At 39.5% G+C, this 17,325-nt stretch carries 16 protein-coding genes; 11 read left to right on the top strand and 5 right to left on the bottom strand.

Going from position 1 to position 17,325, the window contains the following annotated elements; all coding sequences use genetic code 11:
* Positions 1–4: 4 nt before the first annotated feature.
* Positions 5–427: a VOC family protein gene (locus tag QOL76_RS04790; RefSeq protein ID WP_283411892.1), complete on the bottom strand. Its 423-nt coding sequence runs from the start codon at positions 425–427 to the stop codon at positions 5–7.
* A 59-nt stretch (positions 428–486) separates the two neighbouring features.
* Between QOL76_RS04790 and QOL76_RS04785 the strand changes: the two genes are divergently transcribed.
* The 3 genes from QOL76_RS04785 to QOL76_RS04775 are packed head-to-tail and all read left to right on the top strand — an operon-like array spanning position 487 to position 2,619.
* A complete protein-coding gene (locus QOL76_RS04785; RefSeq protein ID WP_283411891.1) occupies positions 487–1,398 on the top strand; it encodes a patatin-like phospholipase family protein in 912 nt (303 codons plus the stop codon).
* Complete coding sequence (locus QOL76_RS04780) at positions 1,376–1,993, top strand: class I SAM-dependent methyltransferase (RefSeq protein ID WP_283411890.1); 618 nt, start codon at positions 1,376–1,378, stop codon at positions 1,991–1,993. The genes QOL76_RS04785 and QOL76_RS04780 overlap by 23 nt, the downstream gene beginning before the upstream one ends.
* Positions 1,994–2,016: 23 nt before the next feature.
* A complete protein-coding gene (locus QOL76_RS04775) occupies positions 2,017–2,619 on the top strand; it encodes a trimeric intracellular cation channel family protein (protein WP_283411889.1) in 603 nt (200 codons plus the stop codon).
* A 55-nt stretch (positions 2,620–2,674) separates the two neighbouring features.
* Here the strand turns inward: QOL76_RS04775 and QOL76_RS04770 are convergent, their stop codons facing one another.
* Positions 2,675–3,253: a methyltransferase family protein gene (locus tag QOL76_RS04770; protein WP_283411888.1), complete on the bottom strand. Its 579-nt coding sequence runs from the start codon at positions 3,251–3,253 to the stop codon at positions 2,675–2,677.
* Positions 3,254–3,380: 127 nt separating this feature from the next.
* Between QOL76_RS04770 and QOL76_RS04765 the strand changes: the two genes are divergently transcribed.
* Both QOL76_RS04765 and deoC read left to right on the top strand, forming a co-directional pair.
* Entirely contained in the window at positions 3,381–4,589 is a 1,209-nt protein-coding gene (locus QOL76_RS04765; protein WP_283411887.1) for an NAD(P)-dependent oxidoreductase, read from the top strand.
* Positions 4,582–5,241, top strand: coding sequence for a deoxyribose-phosphate aldolase (gene deoC / locus QOL76_RS04760; RefSeq protein ID WP_283411886.1), 660 nt, complete (start codon positions 4,582–4,584; stop codon positions 5,239–5,241). Before QOL76_RS04765 ends, deoC begins: the two co-directional genes overlap by 8 nt.
* Here deoC and QOL76_RS04755 read toward each other — a convergent pair.
* Complete coding sequence (locus QOL76_RS04755) at positions 5,238–6,347, bottom strand: Na/Pi symporter (RefSeq protein WP_283411885.1); 1,110 nt, start codon at positions 6,345–6,347, stop codon at positions 5,238–5,240. The two genes, deoC and QOL76_RS04755, sit on opposite strands and share 4 nt — an antisense overlap.
* 242 nt (positions 6,348–6,589) lie before the next feature.
* Between QOL76_RS04755 and QOL76_RS04750 the strand changes: the two genes are divergently transcribed.
* The 4 genes from QOL76_RS04750 to QOL76_RS04735 all read left to right on the top strand — a co-directional run bounded on the left by QOL76_RS04750 (position 6,590) and on the right by QOL76_RS04735 (position 11,533).
* Positions 6,590–7,720 (top strand): hypothetical protein, encoded by a 1,131-nt coding sequence (locus tag QOL76_RS04750; RefSeq protein ID WP_283411884.1) that lies wholly within the window; start codon positions 6,590–6,592, stop codon positions 7,718–7,720.
* A gap of 12 nt (positions 7,721–7,732) precedes the next feature.
* Positions 7,733–8,176, top strand: a complete 444-nt coding sequence (locus tag QOL76_RS04745; RefSeq protein WP_283412534.1) for a nucleoside deaminase — start codon at positions 7,733–7,735, stop codon at positions 8,174–8,176.
* Positions 8,177–8,279: 103 nt separating this feature from the next.
* Positions 8,280–8,891 carry a superoxide dismutase gene (locus tag QOL76_RS04740; protein WP_283411883.1) on the top strand — a complete coding sequence of 204 codons (612 nt, stop codon included), beginning with the start codon at positions 8,280–8,282 and terminating at the stop codon, positions 8,889–8,891.
* Positions 8,892–9,094: 203 nt separating this feature from the next.
* A complete protein-coding gene (locus tag QOL76_RS04735; protein ID WP_283411882.1) occupies positions 9,095–11,533 on the top strand; it encodes an outer membrane beta-barrel protein in 2,439 nt (812 codons plus the stop codon).
* 43 nt (positions 11,534–11,576) lie between these two features.
* Here the strand turns inward: QOL76_RS04735 and QOL76_RS04730 are convergent, their stop codons facing one another.
* The gene (locus QOL76_RS04730) at positions 11,577–12,740 is read right to left on the bottom strand and encodes a hypothetical protein (RefSeq protein ID WP_283411881.1); all 1,164 of its coding nucleotides are present in this window, start codon (positions 12,738–12,740) and stop codon (positions 11,577–11,579) included.
* A gap of 110 nt (positions 12,741–12,850) precedes the next feature.
* Positions 12,851–13,315, bottom strand: a complete 465-nt coding sequence (locus tag QOL76_RS04725; RefSeq protein ID WP_283411880.1) for a MaoC family dehydratase — start codon at positions 13,313–13,315, stop codon at positions 12,851–12,853.
* Positions 13,316–13,504: 189 nt separating this feature from the next.
* Here QOL76_RS04725 and QOL76_RS04720 point away from each other — a divergent pair, with 189 nt between their 5' ends.
* Together QOL76_RS04720 and QOL76_RS04715 are read left to right on the top strand one after the other, a co-directional pair.
* Complete coding sequence (locus QOL76_RS04720; RefSeq protein ID WP_283411879.1) at positions 13,505–15,364, top strand: DUF3857 domain-containing protein; 1,860 nt, start codon at positions 13,505–13,507, stop codon at positions 15,362–15,364.
* Positions 15,357–17,291, top strand: a complete 1,935-nt coding sequence (locus QOL76_RS04715) for a DUF3857 domain-containing protein (RefSeq protein WP_283411878.1) — start codon at positions 15,357–15,359, stop codon at positions 17,289–17,291. The genes QOL76_RS04720 and QOL76_RS04715 overlap by 8 nt, the downstream gene beginning before the upstream one ends.
* Positions 17,292–17,325: the final 34 nt, after the last annotated feature.

The following is a 17,325-nucleotide window of genomic DNA, read 5'->3' as shown; positions in this document are numbered from 1 at the left end:
AGTATTACTTGGCGAAAATCTGAGTTTCATCCTGAAAGGATTTGAATTCCAGTGCGTTTCCACAAGGATCCAAAAAGAACATAGTAGCTTGCTCGCCCACTTCTCCTTGAAATCGAATGTATGGTTCTATAACAAACTCGATTCCATGTGCTTTGAGTTTGTCGGCTAATTCATGCCACTCTGCCCAGGGTAGTATTGCTCCAAAGTGCCTAACCGGAACATATTTCCCATCCACAGTATTGGTATGCGCCAAGGCTAATTCTTCAGGTTTGATATGAGCGGATAGCTGGTGACCAAAGAAGTTGAAATCTATCCATTTATCAGTGCTTCTACCGATCTCACATCCAAGTAAATCACCATAAAAGGCGCGGGTTTCTGCAATATCCCGGATTGGGAAAGCAAGGTGGAAGGGTTTAAATTGGCTCATTATGTGTACTTTGGTTGAGGTTTTTCGGCGTCAATTTAGTTGTTTATTCCCTAAAAAGTATGGAGAAAAGGAAATCTGTATCATTGGTTTTGAGCAGCGGTGGAGCGCGGGGATTAGCGCATGTAGGTGTCATCGAAGAGCTTGAAAAACGTGGCTATCACATTGCTGAGATTGCGGGCTGTTCAGCTGGCGCATTAGTTGGTGGAATGTATGCTGCAGGAAAATTGGCCGAATTCAAAGATTGGATTTGCCATTTGGATCGGCTGGATGTGTTTTCTTTGATGGATTTTACTTTTTCTTCGAGAGGATTTATCAAAGGAGAAAAGGTTTATAATGCCTTAAAAAAAGTGGTTCAGGACTGTCAAATCGAGGATTTTGAGATCCCCTTTTATTGCAATGCAGTAGATTATATCAGTGGAAAGGAAGTGGTTTTTCGAGAAGGAAGCTTGTATGCTGCCATTCGTGCTTCAGGGAGTATTCCTACGGTTTTTCAGCCAGCTCGCTTTCATCGACAGGAGTTAATTGATGGCGGAGTGCTAAATCCCGTTCCCCTTTCACTTTTGCGCCAGTCAGAGGAAAATATGATCGTAGTAGTGGGGTTAAATGCTGGGGATTCGGAATTGGTTATTCCACCTAAAAAAGATGCAACTGGTAAAAGCTTTATTTCTATGCCAGCTTGGGTAGCAGATTACCGCACAAAGATGAGACAGTATTTTCCTGAGCAGGTGAAAGAACAAAAGAAAACCTCGCTCAGCTCCATAAGCCTGATGACACGCTCGTTTGATTTGCTTCAAGATCGGTTCTCTGCTTTGTTGATTGAAAAACATAAAGTTGATATATCGATTCAAATAGCAAGAAATCAAGCTGGAACATTGGAATTCCATCGAGCGGAGGAACTGATAGAAATTGGGAGAAAAAAAGCAATTCAAGCCTTAGACAACTGGGAAAATGAACATTTCCGAACTCAATAAATTACTTGGTAATATCGACATCTACCTCTTGGATCAGATTCTGAAGGGAAGATTTTCTACAGATATGAAAATCCTGGATGCAGGCTGCGGGGAAGGTAGAAATGCAGTTTACTTCATCAATGCTGGTTATCAGGTTTTTGGGGTTGATCAGAACGAAACGGCAGTTCAATACTGTCGCTACCTGGCAAAAAGCCTGAATAAAAGTTATGATGCATATCGATTTCAGGTTGCTGGCTTGGAAGAGATACCTTTTCACCAATCGGCCTTTGACGCTGTGATCTGTTCTGCTGTTCTACATTTTGCCGAAAATGAAAGTAAGTTCTGGAAGATGATAGATGAAATGCTCAGAGTTCTAAAACCTGGCGGGACCTTGTGGTTTCGAATGACGACGGCTTTTGGGGGAATTTTGGAAAAAAGCCATGATCTTGGAGGAGGAAGATTCGCGCTACCTGATGGGTCTGAAAGGTTTTTACTTAGTGAAGCACATCTGGAGAAATTTAAGCAACTTGGATTGACCTACTTGGAAGCGCCTAAAACAGTTCTGGTGCTGGATCAAAGGGAAATGGGAGTTTTTGTGATGAAAAAAGAACTTTAAACAGCCAACAAAAAGCTCAGACTATGGATTTACAATACGCATTAGAACTGGTTGGAACATTTGTATTTGCAATTTCAGGGGCATTGGCAATCCGAGAGCTTGAGCATGATTTATTTGGTGCTGGGTTTACAGGATTTATTACTGCCATTGGCGGCGGTACACTTAGAGACATTTTGTTGGACAGTTATCCACTGGTTTGGATCGCAGATGTAAAGTTTCTGTATGCAATTCTTATCGGTATTTTAGCTGCCTTTATTTTTCCACGCTTCCTGAGTAGACTTCGTAAAACTTTCTTTCTTTTTGACACCCTGGGAATTGCTTTCTTCACAGTACTTGGTGTGGAAAAAGCGCTCAGTCTAGGCATGAGGCCTGAGATTGCTGCTATCATGGGGATGTTTTCTGCAGTGATGGGTGGGGTAATTCGAGATACCTTGACAAATCAAATACCTATTCTATTTAGGAAGGAAATTTATGCTTCTGCTTGCCTGGCAGGTGCGATAGTTTATTTAATTATCAATTCATTTGAAGTCGCGAGAGATATTAATTTACTGATCTCGATCTCAGTAATTATTGCAATCCGCATGCTGTCGATGAAATATAAATTGAGTTTGCCTAGACTGGACTAAGTCAATTTTTAATTGGCAAATTCATTTCTCAGGTTTAAAACTGATCAGGATTTGATTACCAAAACTTTGGAATAAGCGCAGGGACTTTTGATTTATAGTTTTGGTAAGCTTCGCCAAATTGGAGTACAAGATTCTTTTCCTCAAAGTATATCCCAAAAGGTAGATAGAGAACCAAACAGCTTAGGTGTACCACGGAAGTTAGGCTTCCTGAGAATAGAAAATACCCTAGAAAAATCAACAACAATCCAGAATAGAGAGGATGCCGGACCTTGGCATAAAGACCAGTTGTAATCAATTCTTCAGAATTCTCTACACTAGGGGTAATTCCAAGGAATAGCTTCATTGAGTAGTTTTTGCTTGATTTAGTAGCTATGATTGTTCCAAATCCTGCCAGCATATATCCAAGATAGTCTGTAAAGTCGCTTTTTGAAATCAAGGTAGTTTTCGGAATTAAGACTGCTTGAATCATAATGCCAATGAATAGTATCAGTGAAATTAAGGTATAAACTAATCGATACCATTTGTAAGCGTCTCCCCATTTTACCTCCAAAATTCTTTTTAACTTGGATGCTGCCATCAGAGAATGGGCTGTGTAAAAAATGATCCAACTTAGTGCTAGCAGTACATAACTCATTGTAGTATATTAATTTCGTAGCCACTATAATTTTTATGAAATCGAGCATGTCGCAAACGATACACGAAGGAATAATTAGTAACCATGCGAGATTCCATATGGCTAATAAAAGTCAAATTATAAACAGATGAAAATCGGAATAATCCGCGAAGGAAAAAACCCACCAGATAAACGTGTTCCTTTTACGCCAGAGGAACTGAAGAGGATTCAGGAGGAATATGCCGGGAAGATCAGCATACAAGTGCAAGCTAGTCCTGTTAGGGCTTTTACAGATCAGGAATTTGTTGATTCAGGGATTGAAGTAGTTGAGGATATTTCCACTTGTGATGTTCTTTTTGGGGTAAAGGAAGTTCCTATTTCCAATTTGATTGAGGGGAAAACTTTTTTTTTCTTTTCGCATACGATCAAAAAACAACCTTACAATAGAAAACTACTCCAAGCAGTACTGGACAAAAAAATCCGGTTGATTGATTATGAAGTATTGAAAAATGAGCTGGGAAATCGTGTAGTGGCTTTTGGAAGGTGGGCTGGTATAGTTGGAGCATACAATGCGTTTTGGACTTATGGAAAGAAGACTGACCTTTTTGAGATTAAGCGGGCTTATGAATGCGCAGATCTGAAGGAACTCCATGCTGAGCTTGCCAAAGTGCAATTGCCACCGGTGAAAATTATTCTTACTGGTTCGGGACGTGTTGGAAACGGTGCCAAGGAGATTTTGAATTCATTAAAGATTCGCGAAGTTTCGGTGCATGATTTCCTGCATCTTTATTTTGAAGAGCCAGTGTATGTTAATTTGAGCTCTGCAGATTATAATAGAAGGAAATCAGATGGAGGGTTTGACAAGGAGGAGTTTTACACCTTCCCTGAAAAGTATGAAAGCCACTTCCAGAAATTTGCAGAGGCGGGCGAGATGCTTATTTCCGGAGCTTACTGGGATCCAGATGCTCCAAGATTATTTGAATTGAAGGATATCTCAGGCGAGGATTTTCAGCTTTCCGTGATTGCTGATGTGAGCTGTGATGTGGGCGGATCAATTCCGACTACGATCACGTCCAGCACAATCACTGATCCAGTGTATGATGTGGATCGCCAAACGGGAGAGAAAATTCCTGCCTTTGGAAGTCAGACAAGCATATCGGTCATGGCTATTGATAATTTGCCTTGTGAGTTGCCTCGAGAAGCTAGCCAGGAATTTGGAATTCAATTGATGAAATGGGTGATTCCAGCGCTTTTGGAAGATAATTCTGGAATTCTAGAGCGAGCGACGATTGCACGGGATGGGGACTTGACTATTGAGTTTATCTATTTGAATGACTTTGTAAATCAATATGAATAAGTTGAATCGCTTTTTGGAATCCACACTTTTGAAGCCTACGATGACTGGAACGGAGGTGGATTTATTAGTTAAAGAAGCTATTGATGAGCAATTTGTGGGAGTTTGCGTTCCTCCCTTTTGGGTGAAAAAAGTAAGGAGAGATTTAGGCGAAGAAAACATACAATTAGTCACGGTGGTTGGGTTTCCTTTTGGATACACCGATACCGCGACGAAGGTATTTGAAGCCAAAGAAGCAATCCGTCAAGGTGCAGATGAATTAGATTTGGTGTGGTCTCAAACGGCTTATCATTCTGGGATGATTTGGCCAAAAATAGAAATTGCTCAGATAGCCAAAATTTGCCACGAGGAAGAGAGAATTCTCAAGGTCATTATAGAAACAGCCAATTTGAATGAAGAGCAAATTATTGAGGCTAGTTTGATGTGTCAGGATGCTGGGGCAGATTTTGTGAAAACATCTACTGGCTATGCCTCCGCTGGCGCAAAAGTGGAACATATCAAATTGATGCGGGAAAATTTATCTTCCAATGTGGGTATCAAAGCAAGTGGAGGCATCAAAACGCTGGATTTTGCTCTGCAACTCATAAATGCTGGTGCTGATAGGATTGGGACTAGCTCTGCAAAAGCATTAATGAATTCCTGGCGAGCTACTTAATCGTTACTGAAATATATCAGTAGAAACGGAATAATGAAGAAAGTCAAAAGGATATAGGCAAAACCTAAAAATTTACTTTTCACCGATTCTTTTCCCATAGACAGAGCCAGTCTGATCGGAATATTTCTCACTGCAGGAAAAGGCAGAAATATCAGAGCCCCAATAAAGTTGAAAAGAAAGTGAACTAAAGCTAGCGCAATGGCGGCTTCTGTTTTATAAATAGCAGCAATAGCAGCAGTTATGGTCGTGCCAATGTTTGCTCCAATGATGAAAGGGAAGGATTTTTTGACAGATACCTTTTTATTGGCTACAAGAGGGACAACCAGGGAAGTGGTGACTGTACTCGATTGTACAGCAGCGGTGAAGAAAGTCCCATAAATGAAAGCCATGTAAGGGTTTTTGAAAATCAGTTTATTAATGTCCTGAAAACTGTTCAGAACGAATGCCTTATAAACTGATGTAGATAAGATCTTTATGGCGGCAAAAACCATGAAAATGGAGATAATCATGGTCAGGAATGGAATATCTATAGTGCTCGAGATCCATTCTGTAATCGGTCTGGTAAATACTTTATTGTAGACGATGGGTCCTGTGTAGGATTCATCTGGAGTGAATAAATGTGCAATCTGGATTGAAACCTTAGATAAAAAACCAAAATAGATCTCAAGCGGCAAAAGAAGAATAACTGTGAAAATATTAAAGATATCATGCAGCATTCCCGCAGACAGGGCACGCTTGAATTGCTTTTTATTCATTATATAAGAAAGGGAAACCAGCGTAGAGGTTAACGTCGTTCCGATATTGGCACCCATGACCATAGGTACTGCTTGCTCTAAGGTAAGGTTGCCAGCCGCTACCACTGCTACAACACTGGCAGTGACGGTAGAGCTACTTTGAATTAGGGCAGTCATCAAAAGCCCAATAAATAAACTTACAAAAGGGTTTCTTGTAGCGAGTAGGATATTTTCGGCTACGTCATTATTCAAATGACTCATTGCTACTGTGAGCAAATCAATAGCGAAGATGAATAGCAACAGTGCCAAAAGCATCATGATATAGCTTTTGGTCTTATTAATTTTATCTTTTTCCGGCTCTAAGCTCTCCATCTTTTAGTTTAGAATAAATCTCCCGCTTTCTATTTTACCTCAGGATTAGGGATTTATAAAAGAGTCTTGAACTATCCTAGAATCCAAATTTTTAATAAAATATTGGGCAAAAGTTGAAATTTTTTTGCGAAAAACAAGGCAAAACTTCCTTTTTGAAGAGGAATTGTAGTTACTTAACAATTTGATAACATGGATAGAAGGATATCTTCTTTAATTTTGCGCGACCGACCAAAAGGCAAATCATGGCCAAGAAAAAAATAGACCAAAATATTAATCAGGATAAGCTCTCCAAAAGTGCTTACTCCCTCTTTGATTTCACCAAGAAAGAGAAACCCTTTCTTATCATCATTTGTGTACTCATATCCATCGCTGCGGTAATCACTCCTTATACGTATGCAGCTATGTGGTTTGGCTTTGCTTTGGCTGCATATTCTGCTATCGCCAATGACAGTATTCAGACGATCGGTACTTTTATCGCTTCCAATCATAATAAGAAGTGGTATTGGTTATGGCTTTTCATGGGCCTTATATTCGTAGGCACGGTTACCTACAGCTGGTTTACCTATAGTGGAGACGTGAGTTACCAGAGATTATCTGTTCCAGGTCTGGATAAAGCGCCGACAAGCTTTGTATTTCTTCAGCTTGCTGCTCCTATCGTTCTTTTGATTATGACCAGGCTCAGAATGCCTGTTTCTACTACATTTTTGTTGCTGAATGTCTTTACATACAAAGCTGGGACTATTGTTAGCGTGATGTTTAAGAGCTTTGTGGGGTACCTGCTTGCATTCTCTATCGCAATAGCTGTATGGTTTGTTCTTGAGCGATTTGTTAAAAATTACCTAAAAGGGAAACCAGCACCTTATTGGATTTACCTGCAGTGGATTACCTCTGGGACACTTTGGGCAGTGTGGATCATGCAGGATGCTGCAAATATTGCGGTATTTCTTCCAAGACAATTGGATGCAGTAGAATTCTCCATTTATGCAGGGTTTGTATTTATAGGATTAGGCTTCCTTTTCTACATGAAAGGTGATAAAATCCAAGGAATTGTAAACGAAAAGTCAAGCGTTACAGATGTTCGTGCGGCGACGATTGTTGACTTCGTTTATGCTATTATACTGTTCTACTTTAAGCTTTATAGCAATGTTCCGATGAGTACTACTTGGGTATTTATAGGGTTACTTGGAGGTAGAGAAATCGCAATTGCACTTGGTAAGCACGCGAAGGCAGAGAAGAGAAATGCGTGGTTATTCAGGGCCTTTAAAATGGCTAGAAATGACGTGTCCAAGGCATTTATCGGATTAGTGGTATCCCTGATTCTCGCATTCATTATCAATGATGGCGTGAGAAACGAGATTCTGGATTTTTTCTAGGCCATTTTGGAAATAGAACTATACAGCCACGAGTACTTTATGAATGAAGCCCTGAAGCAAGCCAAAATTGCTTTTGAAGAGGGTGAAATTCCTGTTGGGGCTGTTATAGTTTCTAAAAACAGAATCATTGCCAAAGCTTACAATCAAACGGAAAAGCTCAATGATGTAACAGCTCATGCAGAAATGCTTGCAATTACTTCCGCTGCGAATTACATGGGGGCAAAATATCTGAATGATTGTAGGCTTTACGTAACGCTAGAGCCTTGTGTAATGTGTGGGGGAGCACTTTTTTGGTCCCAAATCGGTGAAATTCATTATGGTGCATCTGATCCTAGAAGAGGGTATTTGCAAAGCAATCCGGGAATAGTCCACCCCAAAACCAAAGTATTCACAGGAAGTCTTGCCTTAGAATCTGAACAGCTTTTGCTGGAATTTTTCAAAAAACTGAGAAAATAAAAGGAAATTGATCTGTAAAGAACCTTTTTCGTTTTCACTTGGTTGCTAAGGCAGATTATTTGTAAGATTTTTAATCAATCTTTTAACCTTAAAATAAAACAAAATGGCTTTCGAACTTCCAGCTTTACCTTATGCCACTACGGCTTTGGAACCACACATTGATGCAAAAACTATGGAAATCCACCATGGTAAGCACCACAATGGATATGTAACTAATCTTAACAATGCAATCGCAGGAACTGACTTGGAAAACAAGTCGCTAGAAGAATTGCTTCAACTTGCAGGCTCAAACACTGCCGTAAGAAATAATGGTGGTGGTCATTATAATCACAGCCTTTTCTGGAAAATCATGTCTCCAACTGGAGGCGGAGCACCAACTGGTGATTTGGCTAATGCGATCAATGCAAAGTTTGCCAACTTCGATTCTTTCAAAGAAGCTTTCAATAAAGCAGCAGCGACTAGATTTGGGTCTGGCTGGGCTTGGTTGATTTTAACTGCAGCTGGTACTTTGGAGATTGTATCTACTGCAAATCAGGACAATCCTCTTATGGATGTAGCTGAAATCAAAGGAACTCCTATCATCGGTCTTGATGTGTGGGAGCATGCTTACTACCTGAATTATCAAAACCTTCGTCCTAGCTACATTGCCGCTTTCTGGAATGTGATCAACTGGGATCAGGCAAATGCGAACTACGCTGAAGCGTTGAAGAAATAAGCTTTTAAAGCTAAAATTGGAATCCCCGGACATTACGTTCGGGGATTTTTTATGTCCAAAGCTGAAATAACACTGTACGTTTTCGATACACTCTTATTTTGCTGAGAAATAAAAAATGTCGAATAGGGCTATTTTAGGCGGTTTTTAAGCCTTGGCATTTCTTTTTCAATAGGTGGTACAATAACACACAAAGTACTATTGAGATGAAAACTACCAACTTACTTTTTCTTTCGCTTTTCACCTATCTACTAGGGATTAGCAACCTTGCTGCTGCAGACAAAGATGTCAGCGTGATTACCGGAAAAGTTACTGATCAAAACGAACTGTCCGTTCCCTATGCTAATGTGGCATTGATCGACGCTACTAGTGGTAATCTTATAGATGGTGCGGTATCCGATGAAAATGGGCAATTTCTAATTGAATCTACCAAGACTGCTAAGGTGAAATTGGTGGTTTCTTCTATTGGCTTTACCGCTTTTGAATCAGAAGTGTTTCAACTTGAACCTGGATTGAAGAAGAACTTTGGGCCAGTCACTATCCAGGATGAAATGACAGGTCTGGATGAGGTAACTGTAAGATCCACCCGTCCGGAAATCATCATTGAGCCTGATAAGACCACTATTAATGTGGAAGGAACCGTAATGGCTGAGGGATCAAATGCGCTGGATGTGATCGGAAGATCTCCTGGAATCTACGTGGATCAGGACGGGATCATCAATCTGAATGGTCGTACTGGTGCTACAGTGATGATCAATGATCGGTTGACCTATATGAGTGCCACAGACTTGGCGAATTTTCTTCGATCTATGCCTGCTGAAAATATTAAAAGCATAGAAGTGATCAATAATCCTTCGGCGCGATTTGATGCGGAGGGATCTGCTGGTGTGATCAACATCAAATTGAAAAAGAATACAGTGGATGGAATGTTTGGAAATATACAGGCAGGAGCTTTATATAACGGGCAGTGGCTACCTAATACCGGTGTAGTACTGAATGTGAAAAAAGGCAAGTGGAGTACAAATGCTAACTTGAATTACAACCACTACGGCAATTTCAATGATCTTGAGATTTACAGAAATTTCACCTTGCCAGAAGGCATTTCTAATTTCAGTCAAGAATCCAGAATTGTGACCAGAAACAAAAATCTCTTTTTTACCGGAGCAGCGAATTATGAGATTAATGAGAATCAGAATATTGCCATAAATGTACAGGCTTCGGATTCCCATGATAGAAATGACAATAACTCACTGACAGATATCATTACTCCTGGCATGGATGAAATTAGTTATCTAGAATCGATTAATGATGCTACAGGAACAGGAAGTAGATATTTTGCTAATCTTCATTACGATGCAAAACTTGACACCTTGGGCACTAAAATTAGTTCCGATGTGGACTTTACCCGTATGAATTCTGATAGTAAATCTTTGCTTACCAATCAACAATGGGTTGGCGCAAATATGACAGATGCGATGAATAGTAATATACTGACTCTGAATGAGATGTATTACAATATCTTAACAGCGAAGGTGGATTTTGTAAAACCAGTAGGAAAAGGAAATACAATCGAGACGGGAGTAAAAGGTAGCTGGGTAAAGTCTGATAATAACCTAGATCTAAGTAAAGCATTGGAGGATGGTCCTTTTATTCCTGACCCAAGCAGCAATAGGTTTATCTACAATGAAAATGTCCTAGCTGCATATGTTTCCTACAAAGGGAAATTCTCAGAAAAACTTTCCTATCAGGCAGGTCTAAGAGGTGAGCATTCGAATATCACCGGTAACTCAGTGACACTGGACCAAGTAAATAAACAGAAGTATTTCAACTTATTTCCAAGTGCTTTCTTGCAGCATAAAATCAGCGACAACTACCAGATCATCTACAATGTCAATCGCAGAATCACCAGGCCTAATTATCGATTATTGAATCCTTTTGTATACTATATCGATCCTTTGACAAGTGAAACGGGTAACCCTAATCTCAAGCCCCAGTACTCCAATAATATTGAGATGAATCATGTGGTGAAGGGTATGTACCAATTCACACTTGGGTACAGCGAAACGGAAGATGCGTTTATGCAGGTATTTGTACAGAATGATGAAGACCGGACTACGACTACCTATACTGACAACTTTGATAAAACAAGAAACGCAAACTTCAGAGCGATTATCCCTGTAGATATCAAAGAATGGTGGTCTACTTCGAATATGGTGCAGGTGAATTACAATCGCTTTCGGTCACAGATTGGTGATGATTACCTAGACAATTCGCAGACATCATTCATGGTCCGTTCGCAGCACAATTTCGTTTTGCCACTAGGCTTTAAAGTGGAAGTGATGGGAATGTATTTGGGGCCGCAGATTTGGGGACAGGGAGAGATAGCCGGATTTGGATGGGTAGATGCAGGCGTTACCAAGTCTATCATGAAGGATAAAATAACCCTTTCGGTAAATGGAACTGACCTTTTTCGCACACAAGTAATAAAAGCAAATGTTGACTTCGCTGATATCGACACGCGTTTCCGTCAGTATCGAAGCAACCAGGGAGTTCGATTTACATTGAAATATAACTTCTCAAAAGGGGAAAGCTTCCGTGTGAAAAGTAACTCAGGAAGCTCCGAAGAGCGAAATAGATTAGACTAAGGTTATCTGAAATAGAAAAGCCGGACCATTGGTCCGGCTTTTCTTAGTTTATCTCTACTTTATAGAGAGTAAAAAAATCTTCTTCGACATCTGTGTTTGGCTTACCCATAAACCATAGTGCACCTTCACGACTAACGAACAAATCGCTTAGGTTTTCGGGTACTTCAGCATCAGTGAGCATGGTGCCATCAAGATCAAGGATCTGATAGCGCATTTTGTAGGTGTCCTTCATACGGCTATAAAAGTCTTCCCATTCAGATTGAGACATGTTTTCGCGAGAGCGGGTAGCATCTTCTTCGCTATACCCGGTTTCATATATGATAAACAGCTTGTCTCCCACCTTCACTAATTTTTGAATGATACCAAATGATGGATCATAACTTATTGCTCTTGGATCTGCTTTCTTTGGATCCTCTCCTGCGTTTAGTTTGTAATCCGTGAGGTTAAGAGGGATTCGCCCAAGCTTGCTATATGGAGAATCGAGCTCGTAAATATTCAAAAATGGGTCTGTTCCACTGATGATGTATAAGCGGTCATTTATCACTTCAAACGTGGGTGAAAGCGTCGTCGGCTCATGGGACATATTGTTTTGAAAAATACTAGCAGAATCCAGGGGTAGAAATTGCTCAAAGGACCCTGTCTTAGGATCAGCCCAGACAAGCTGTAAAAAAGTGTCGTAAAATTCTGGCTGGGTCTTGTTGTATTCTCCACGCCCAATCGTTCCGCTTAGAAGAATTTTATCCTTTACAAATTGAATTTCCCGCTTAGCATCTGCTCTACCACTGAAGGATTTTGCCTCATCTCTTGGGATTTTTTTACTTGTCACTAGATTTCCCGCAAGATCGTACTCGTAGATGCCAAACATCGATACAATCTGGATGTTTTGTGATGCATTGAATCTTCCGGCAGCCATTGGATAAAAACCAAACCCATCCGGTGCATCTCGGTCTTTGCTGAACTCACCTAGAACTTTTCCATCAAAGTCTGTACTGACAAACTTCATATTCTGCGGATCAAAGAATAAAATTTTCTTAAACTCAGGATTGACATCCATCAGATTGAGCTTACCAATATAGTCGACGCGGATGGAGTCCTTGATCTCTAAGTCGAGATCTAATTTTTCTGAGTTGTCGGAAGTATTAGCTGTTTCGCAGGCAAAAAAGATAAACGGAACAAGAAGGATGAGAAGACCGGGAGAAAGTTTCATATAATTGGAGGTTAGCTCCAACTAATATATTTGCTCATCAGCTAATTACCTAATCGATTTGTTGATTTTGGCAGGTAACTTACTATAGATTAAGGAGATTCTGTATTGACTTACTGAAAATGATATAGAAATATCAACACGCCTGTAAAAGCTGGCTTTTTTTGGTCTTTGATTTCTAGTTTTACTTCTACTTCAGCCTTTACTGTTCCTCGCAGGTTAGCTACATTTTTTAAAGTGGCTACCAGACGAACTTCACTATTTACCAAAACGGGATTCGCAAATCGCAGGGATTCAATTCCATAGTTGATCATCATTTTCAGATTTCTTACATCTACGATTTGTTCCCAAAGATGCGGGACAATACTTAGTGTGAGGTAACCATGGGCGATTGTATTTCCAAATGCTCCTTCAGCTTTAGCTCTTGTAGGATCGGTGTGAATCCATTGGTGATCATGCGTGGCCTTTGCAAATATATTTATCTGTTCCTGAGTGATTTGGAAGTATTCAGACATACCTAATTTTTGTCCATTGTACTTTTCAAACTCTTCAAAACTACCTATGATCACTGGTTGCATGGAATATTTTTTTTTGTAATAAACCAAATTAGGGAAGTTTTAGTGGGATTTACAAACTCATGTACTTAGTACCAGAGTGATTTATCCTGTTTGCGCAACGTTCATTTTATCCTAATAATTTATTTTAATATGGGCTTAGTTTTAATGGTAATTAAATCTATTTTGCACAAATTTAACTATGACTTTCGCATGCTAATACTTGTAGCAGCCTATTTATTCTTAGGTCTTCAAGCCCCTGTTGATACAATTCCAACCAAAGAGGATCCCACCATCTATTCTTTACTAACAGAGGATCAGCGAATAGAAATTTCAGAATCCTATGAAGTTACCTACAAAATAGAGCGCAAGTTTACCATCTTTTCGCCTGATGGATTAGGCCATGCTTTTACCTCCGTTTTTTACAATAAGTTGAATGACATTGAAAATGTTGAGATAGAAATTACCGATCCGCTGAGTGGTAAAACTATAGAGAAGGCGAAGACAAAGGACATGACTGATGCAGCTATCTATTCTACCAGCAGCATTTTTGATGATAATCGGCATAAGTATTTTGAGGTAAAAAGCAGTAAGTTCCCAATACAGGTTACTATTAATATAGAGACTAAATCTTCCACTAATTTTCATTTGAGAGATTGGATACCTGTACATCGCTATAATCAGAAGGTGTTGAAATCCACGCTAACTGTGGTCTATCCAGAGCAAATTGGCTTAAGGTATAAAGCGGTGAATTTGCTAGGTGAGAGAAGCGAAAAGGCCATTGACAATAAAATTGAAATTACCTGGGTAGAAAAAGATCTTCCAGTTCAAACTCCTGATTTGAAGAAGGAAGATGATCACAAGCTATTGTTAGCACCTATTGGTTTTGGGATGGGGGATTATGTAGGCAAAATGGAAGATTGGTCTGGGCTTGCAGCATGGCAGTTTAAGCTAAATGAAGAGCGAAAAGCTCTTCCGGAGGATTTTCAAGCCAAGCTTTTAAGTATGGTGTCAACTGCTTCGAGTGAGTACGAGAAAATTCAGATTCTCTATGACTACCTGCAAAAAAACTACCGCTACGTCAGTATCCAATTAGGAATTGGTGGGTGGCAAACTATGCTAGCTTCAGATGTAGTGAAATATGCATATGGAGACTGTAAAGGATTGACAAATTTGATGCAAGCAATGTTGAAGGCTGTCGGGATCAGCTCCAACTATACCTTGGTACAAGCTGGTAAGGATGCGGATGATATCGAGATAGATCTTCCCTCCAATCAATTTAACCATGTGATCCTGCAGGTGCCAATGAAAGAAGGACAGAGTCCAGTTTGGTTGGAATGTACTTCTAACTCTCTTCCCGCTGGGTTTCTAGGAGACTTTACCAAGAATAGGCACGTTTTGGTCATTGATGGAGAAGGAGGTTATTTGACTAAAACACCTTCCTATAATTCACTCGACTGGAATACTATCCACAGCAAAAATGAGGTGAAAATTGATAATAATGGAGACGCTTCCATTGGAACGAGGCTTAAAGTTGATGGCAATTTTGCGGAAGACATGCTTATGGTAAAGCAACATCTCGATACCCGAGAACAGCGCGATTATTTCAACCGAAATTCACCTGTTGCAGGATTAATTATTCAGCAATATGAGCTGTCTGTTGATCATAAAGATTCCCTTTTGCTGGCAGAGGTAAGCTACAATGGATTTATTCAAAAGTTTGTCCAGAATACTGCTAAACGAATGATTTTAAAACCATTTCTGGGGAAAGTAACTGATGAGATGCTGGTCAATAATTCACTTAGTCAAATTGATGAGTATGTAATTGAGCTTCCTGAGGTGATGGAAGCAGAAAATCTTCCAGGTAATTTATCGATTGAGGAAGAAGGAATAGCGGTGACATTATCTGCGTCGCTAGATGGTAAATACCTACATGTAAAAAGAGAAATGAAACTCTCAATCGGTGAAGAAATGACTGATGAATCTAAATCAGAACTTATTAAACGAATTAATACGCTAGGCGCTTCTAACTTCTATTTTATCAAAAACACAGCCGCAAGTAGAAATGAATAAAACCTTATTAACCCTTATTTTGATCCTAATTTCGAGGATTACATTTTCTCAAATAGCTAAACTGGGAGAGTTTAGCGACAGTGAGATTTCTTTGACTGAGGTAGCTTTTGAGCCAGATGCATCAGCTGTGATATTAGTGTCGTATGGGAATTCTAAATTCTTACCTGGGCTACTCGAAACCACTTATTTTATCCGCATGAAAGTGCTTTCCGAAGCAGGTAAGGCAAATGCCGATATCCGTATTCGCTATTATGCCGGGGACCAAAGAATGGAGGACATTTCAGGGGTGAAGGCCCAAACAACAAATTTTGCAAATGGCAATGCAGAAACAGTAAAGGTTTCTAAGGATGGTATTTTTGAAGTAGATCTGGATGGTGGATATAAGGAACTAAGGATTTCTTTTCCGAATGTACAGGTGGGGTCTATCATCGAGTATCAATACAAAAAAGTGGATAAAAATCTCACATTTATTGACGGCTGGACATTTCAAAATACACTTCCTACTCTATACAGTCAATATGGAATTAAAATGAACCCTAACCTGGAATATAGGACCATGGGACAAGGTCAAAATTTCGCTAGTAGTGTAGAGAAAACCCACGAATTTGATAATTACACTTGGACTCTAAAGGACTTACATTCCCTGAAAGAAGAGCCATTTATGAAGAATTATAGAGACTATGTGGACCGAATAGAATTTCAATTGGCTCAATATAGAACCTCTGGAGATATGGGTATACAATGGAAGGATGTGCTCAATACTTGGGAGGTGCTGGGTGACGAAGTAATTTCTCACTATACGCAGAAGGGATTTTATAGAAATAATCCCATAACAAAAGAATTCCTTGACGTTGATTTGAAGGGTGCTACACAGCTGGAAACAGCCCAGAAGGCCTATTATTATTTGAGAAATAACTTTAGAGTAGAAGGTGATGACTGGATTTATCCTCAACAAAATCTCAATCAATTGCTAAAGTCTAAGGTAGGTACCCCTGGAGAGCTTATGCTCGCACTAATGGGAGTTCTCAAGTCAGAAGGAATTCCTTGTGAGCCAGTTCTTATTGGCAGTAAAGGCTATGGAAGAAGCGACTTGGTGCCGTTCCCATTTCTTAATCAGTTTGATGAAATATTGTTATTAGCAGTACTTGATGGGAAGCCTCAATATCTTGATTTATCGCAGCCTGACGCACCTTTTGGATACGTTGACTTAGATAAACATGTGAAGGGAGGCCTGTATTTACAGGAAGATCAAAGTAAGCTCATCCCTATAGATATCCAGCATAATTCTAATTCTCAATATTTTGGTCGGGTTGAGATGAATGAGGAAGGACAACTAATAATGACCAATTCTCACCGAAATTATAGATATAGAGGTCTTAGTTTGGCTCAAGAAATAAGTGGAATCGAAAAAAGAAAGGAGTCTTTAGAGGAGTTATTTGATAAGGAGGATGGAGTAGTTTTTGAAAATTTTGAGGTCAATAATTTGCTTGAGGAAAAAGACTTTCTCGTTATGAGTTTCGACACAAAGTTTACCGATTTTGGAGCGAATGAGATGATTTTATTTAACCCACTTAAATTTTCTTCTTTCTCTGAGAATCCTTTTACTCAAGAGTACAGGATGTTTCCTGTCGATTTTGGTTATGCTTTTACAGAAACGTACAATACTGTCGTTAATATTCCAGAAGGATATGAATTAGATGATTACCCTTTGGAAGCTGGATATACTATTAATGGAGAGTATGTACTTTTTATTTACTCCCCTTTTGTGGTTAATAATGGTCTGACAATTTCAGCGAAGTTCGTAGTGAATAACCCACTTATTCCTGCAAGTGAATATGAAAACCTTAAGTATTTTATGGAAAGTGTTGCTTCAAAACTTTCAGAACCTGTGATTCTGAAAAAGAAGTCATCTCCTTCACCAAACTGACGTGCAGTATTTGTTCTTTTATTGATAATTTTGA

Origin of the sequence: Algoriphagus winogradskyi (genome assembly GCF_900182815.1) — a bacterium.
Taxonomy (GTDB): domain Bacteria; phylum Bacteroidota; class Bacteroidia; order Cytophagales; family Cyclobacteriaceae; genus Algoriphagus; species Algoriphagus winogradskyi.
The sequence above is the reverse complement of the archived record's forward strand: the minus strand, read 5'-3'. Positions and strand labels throughout refer to the sequence as shown.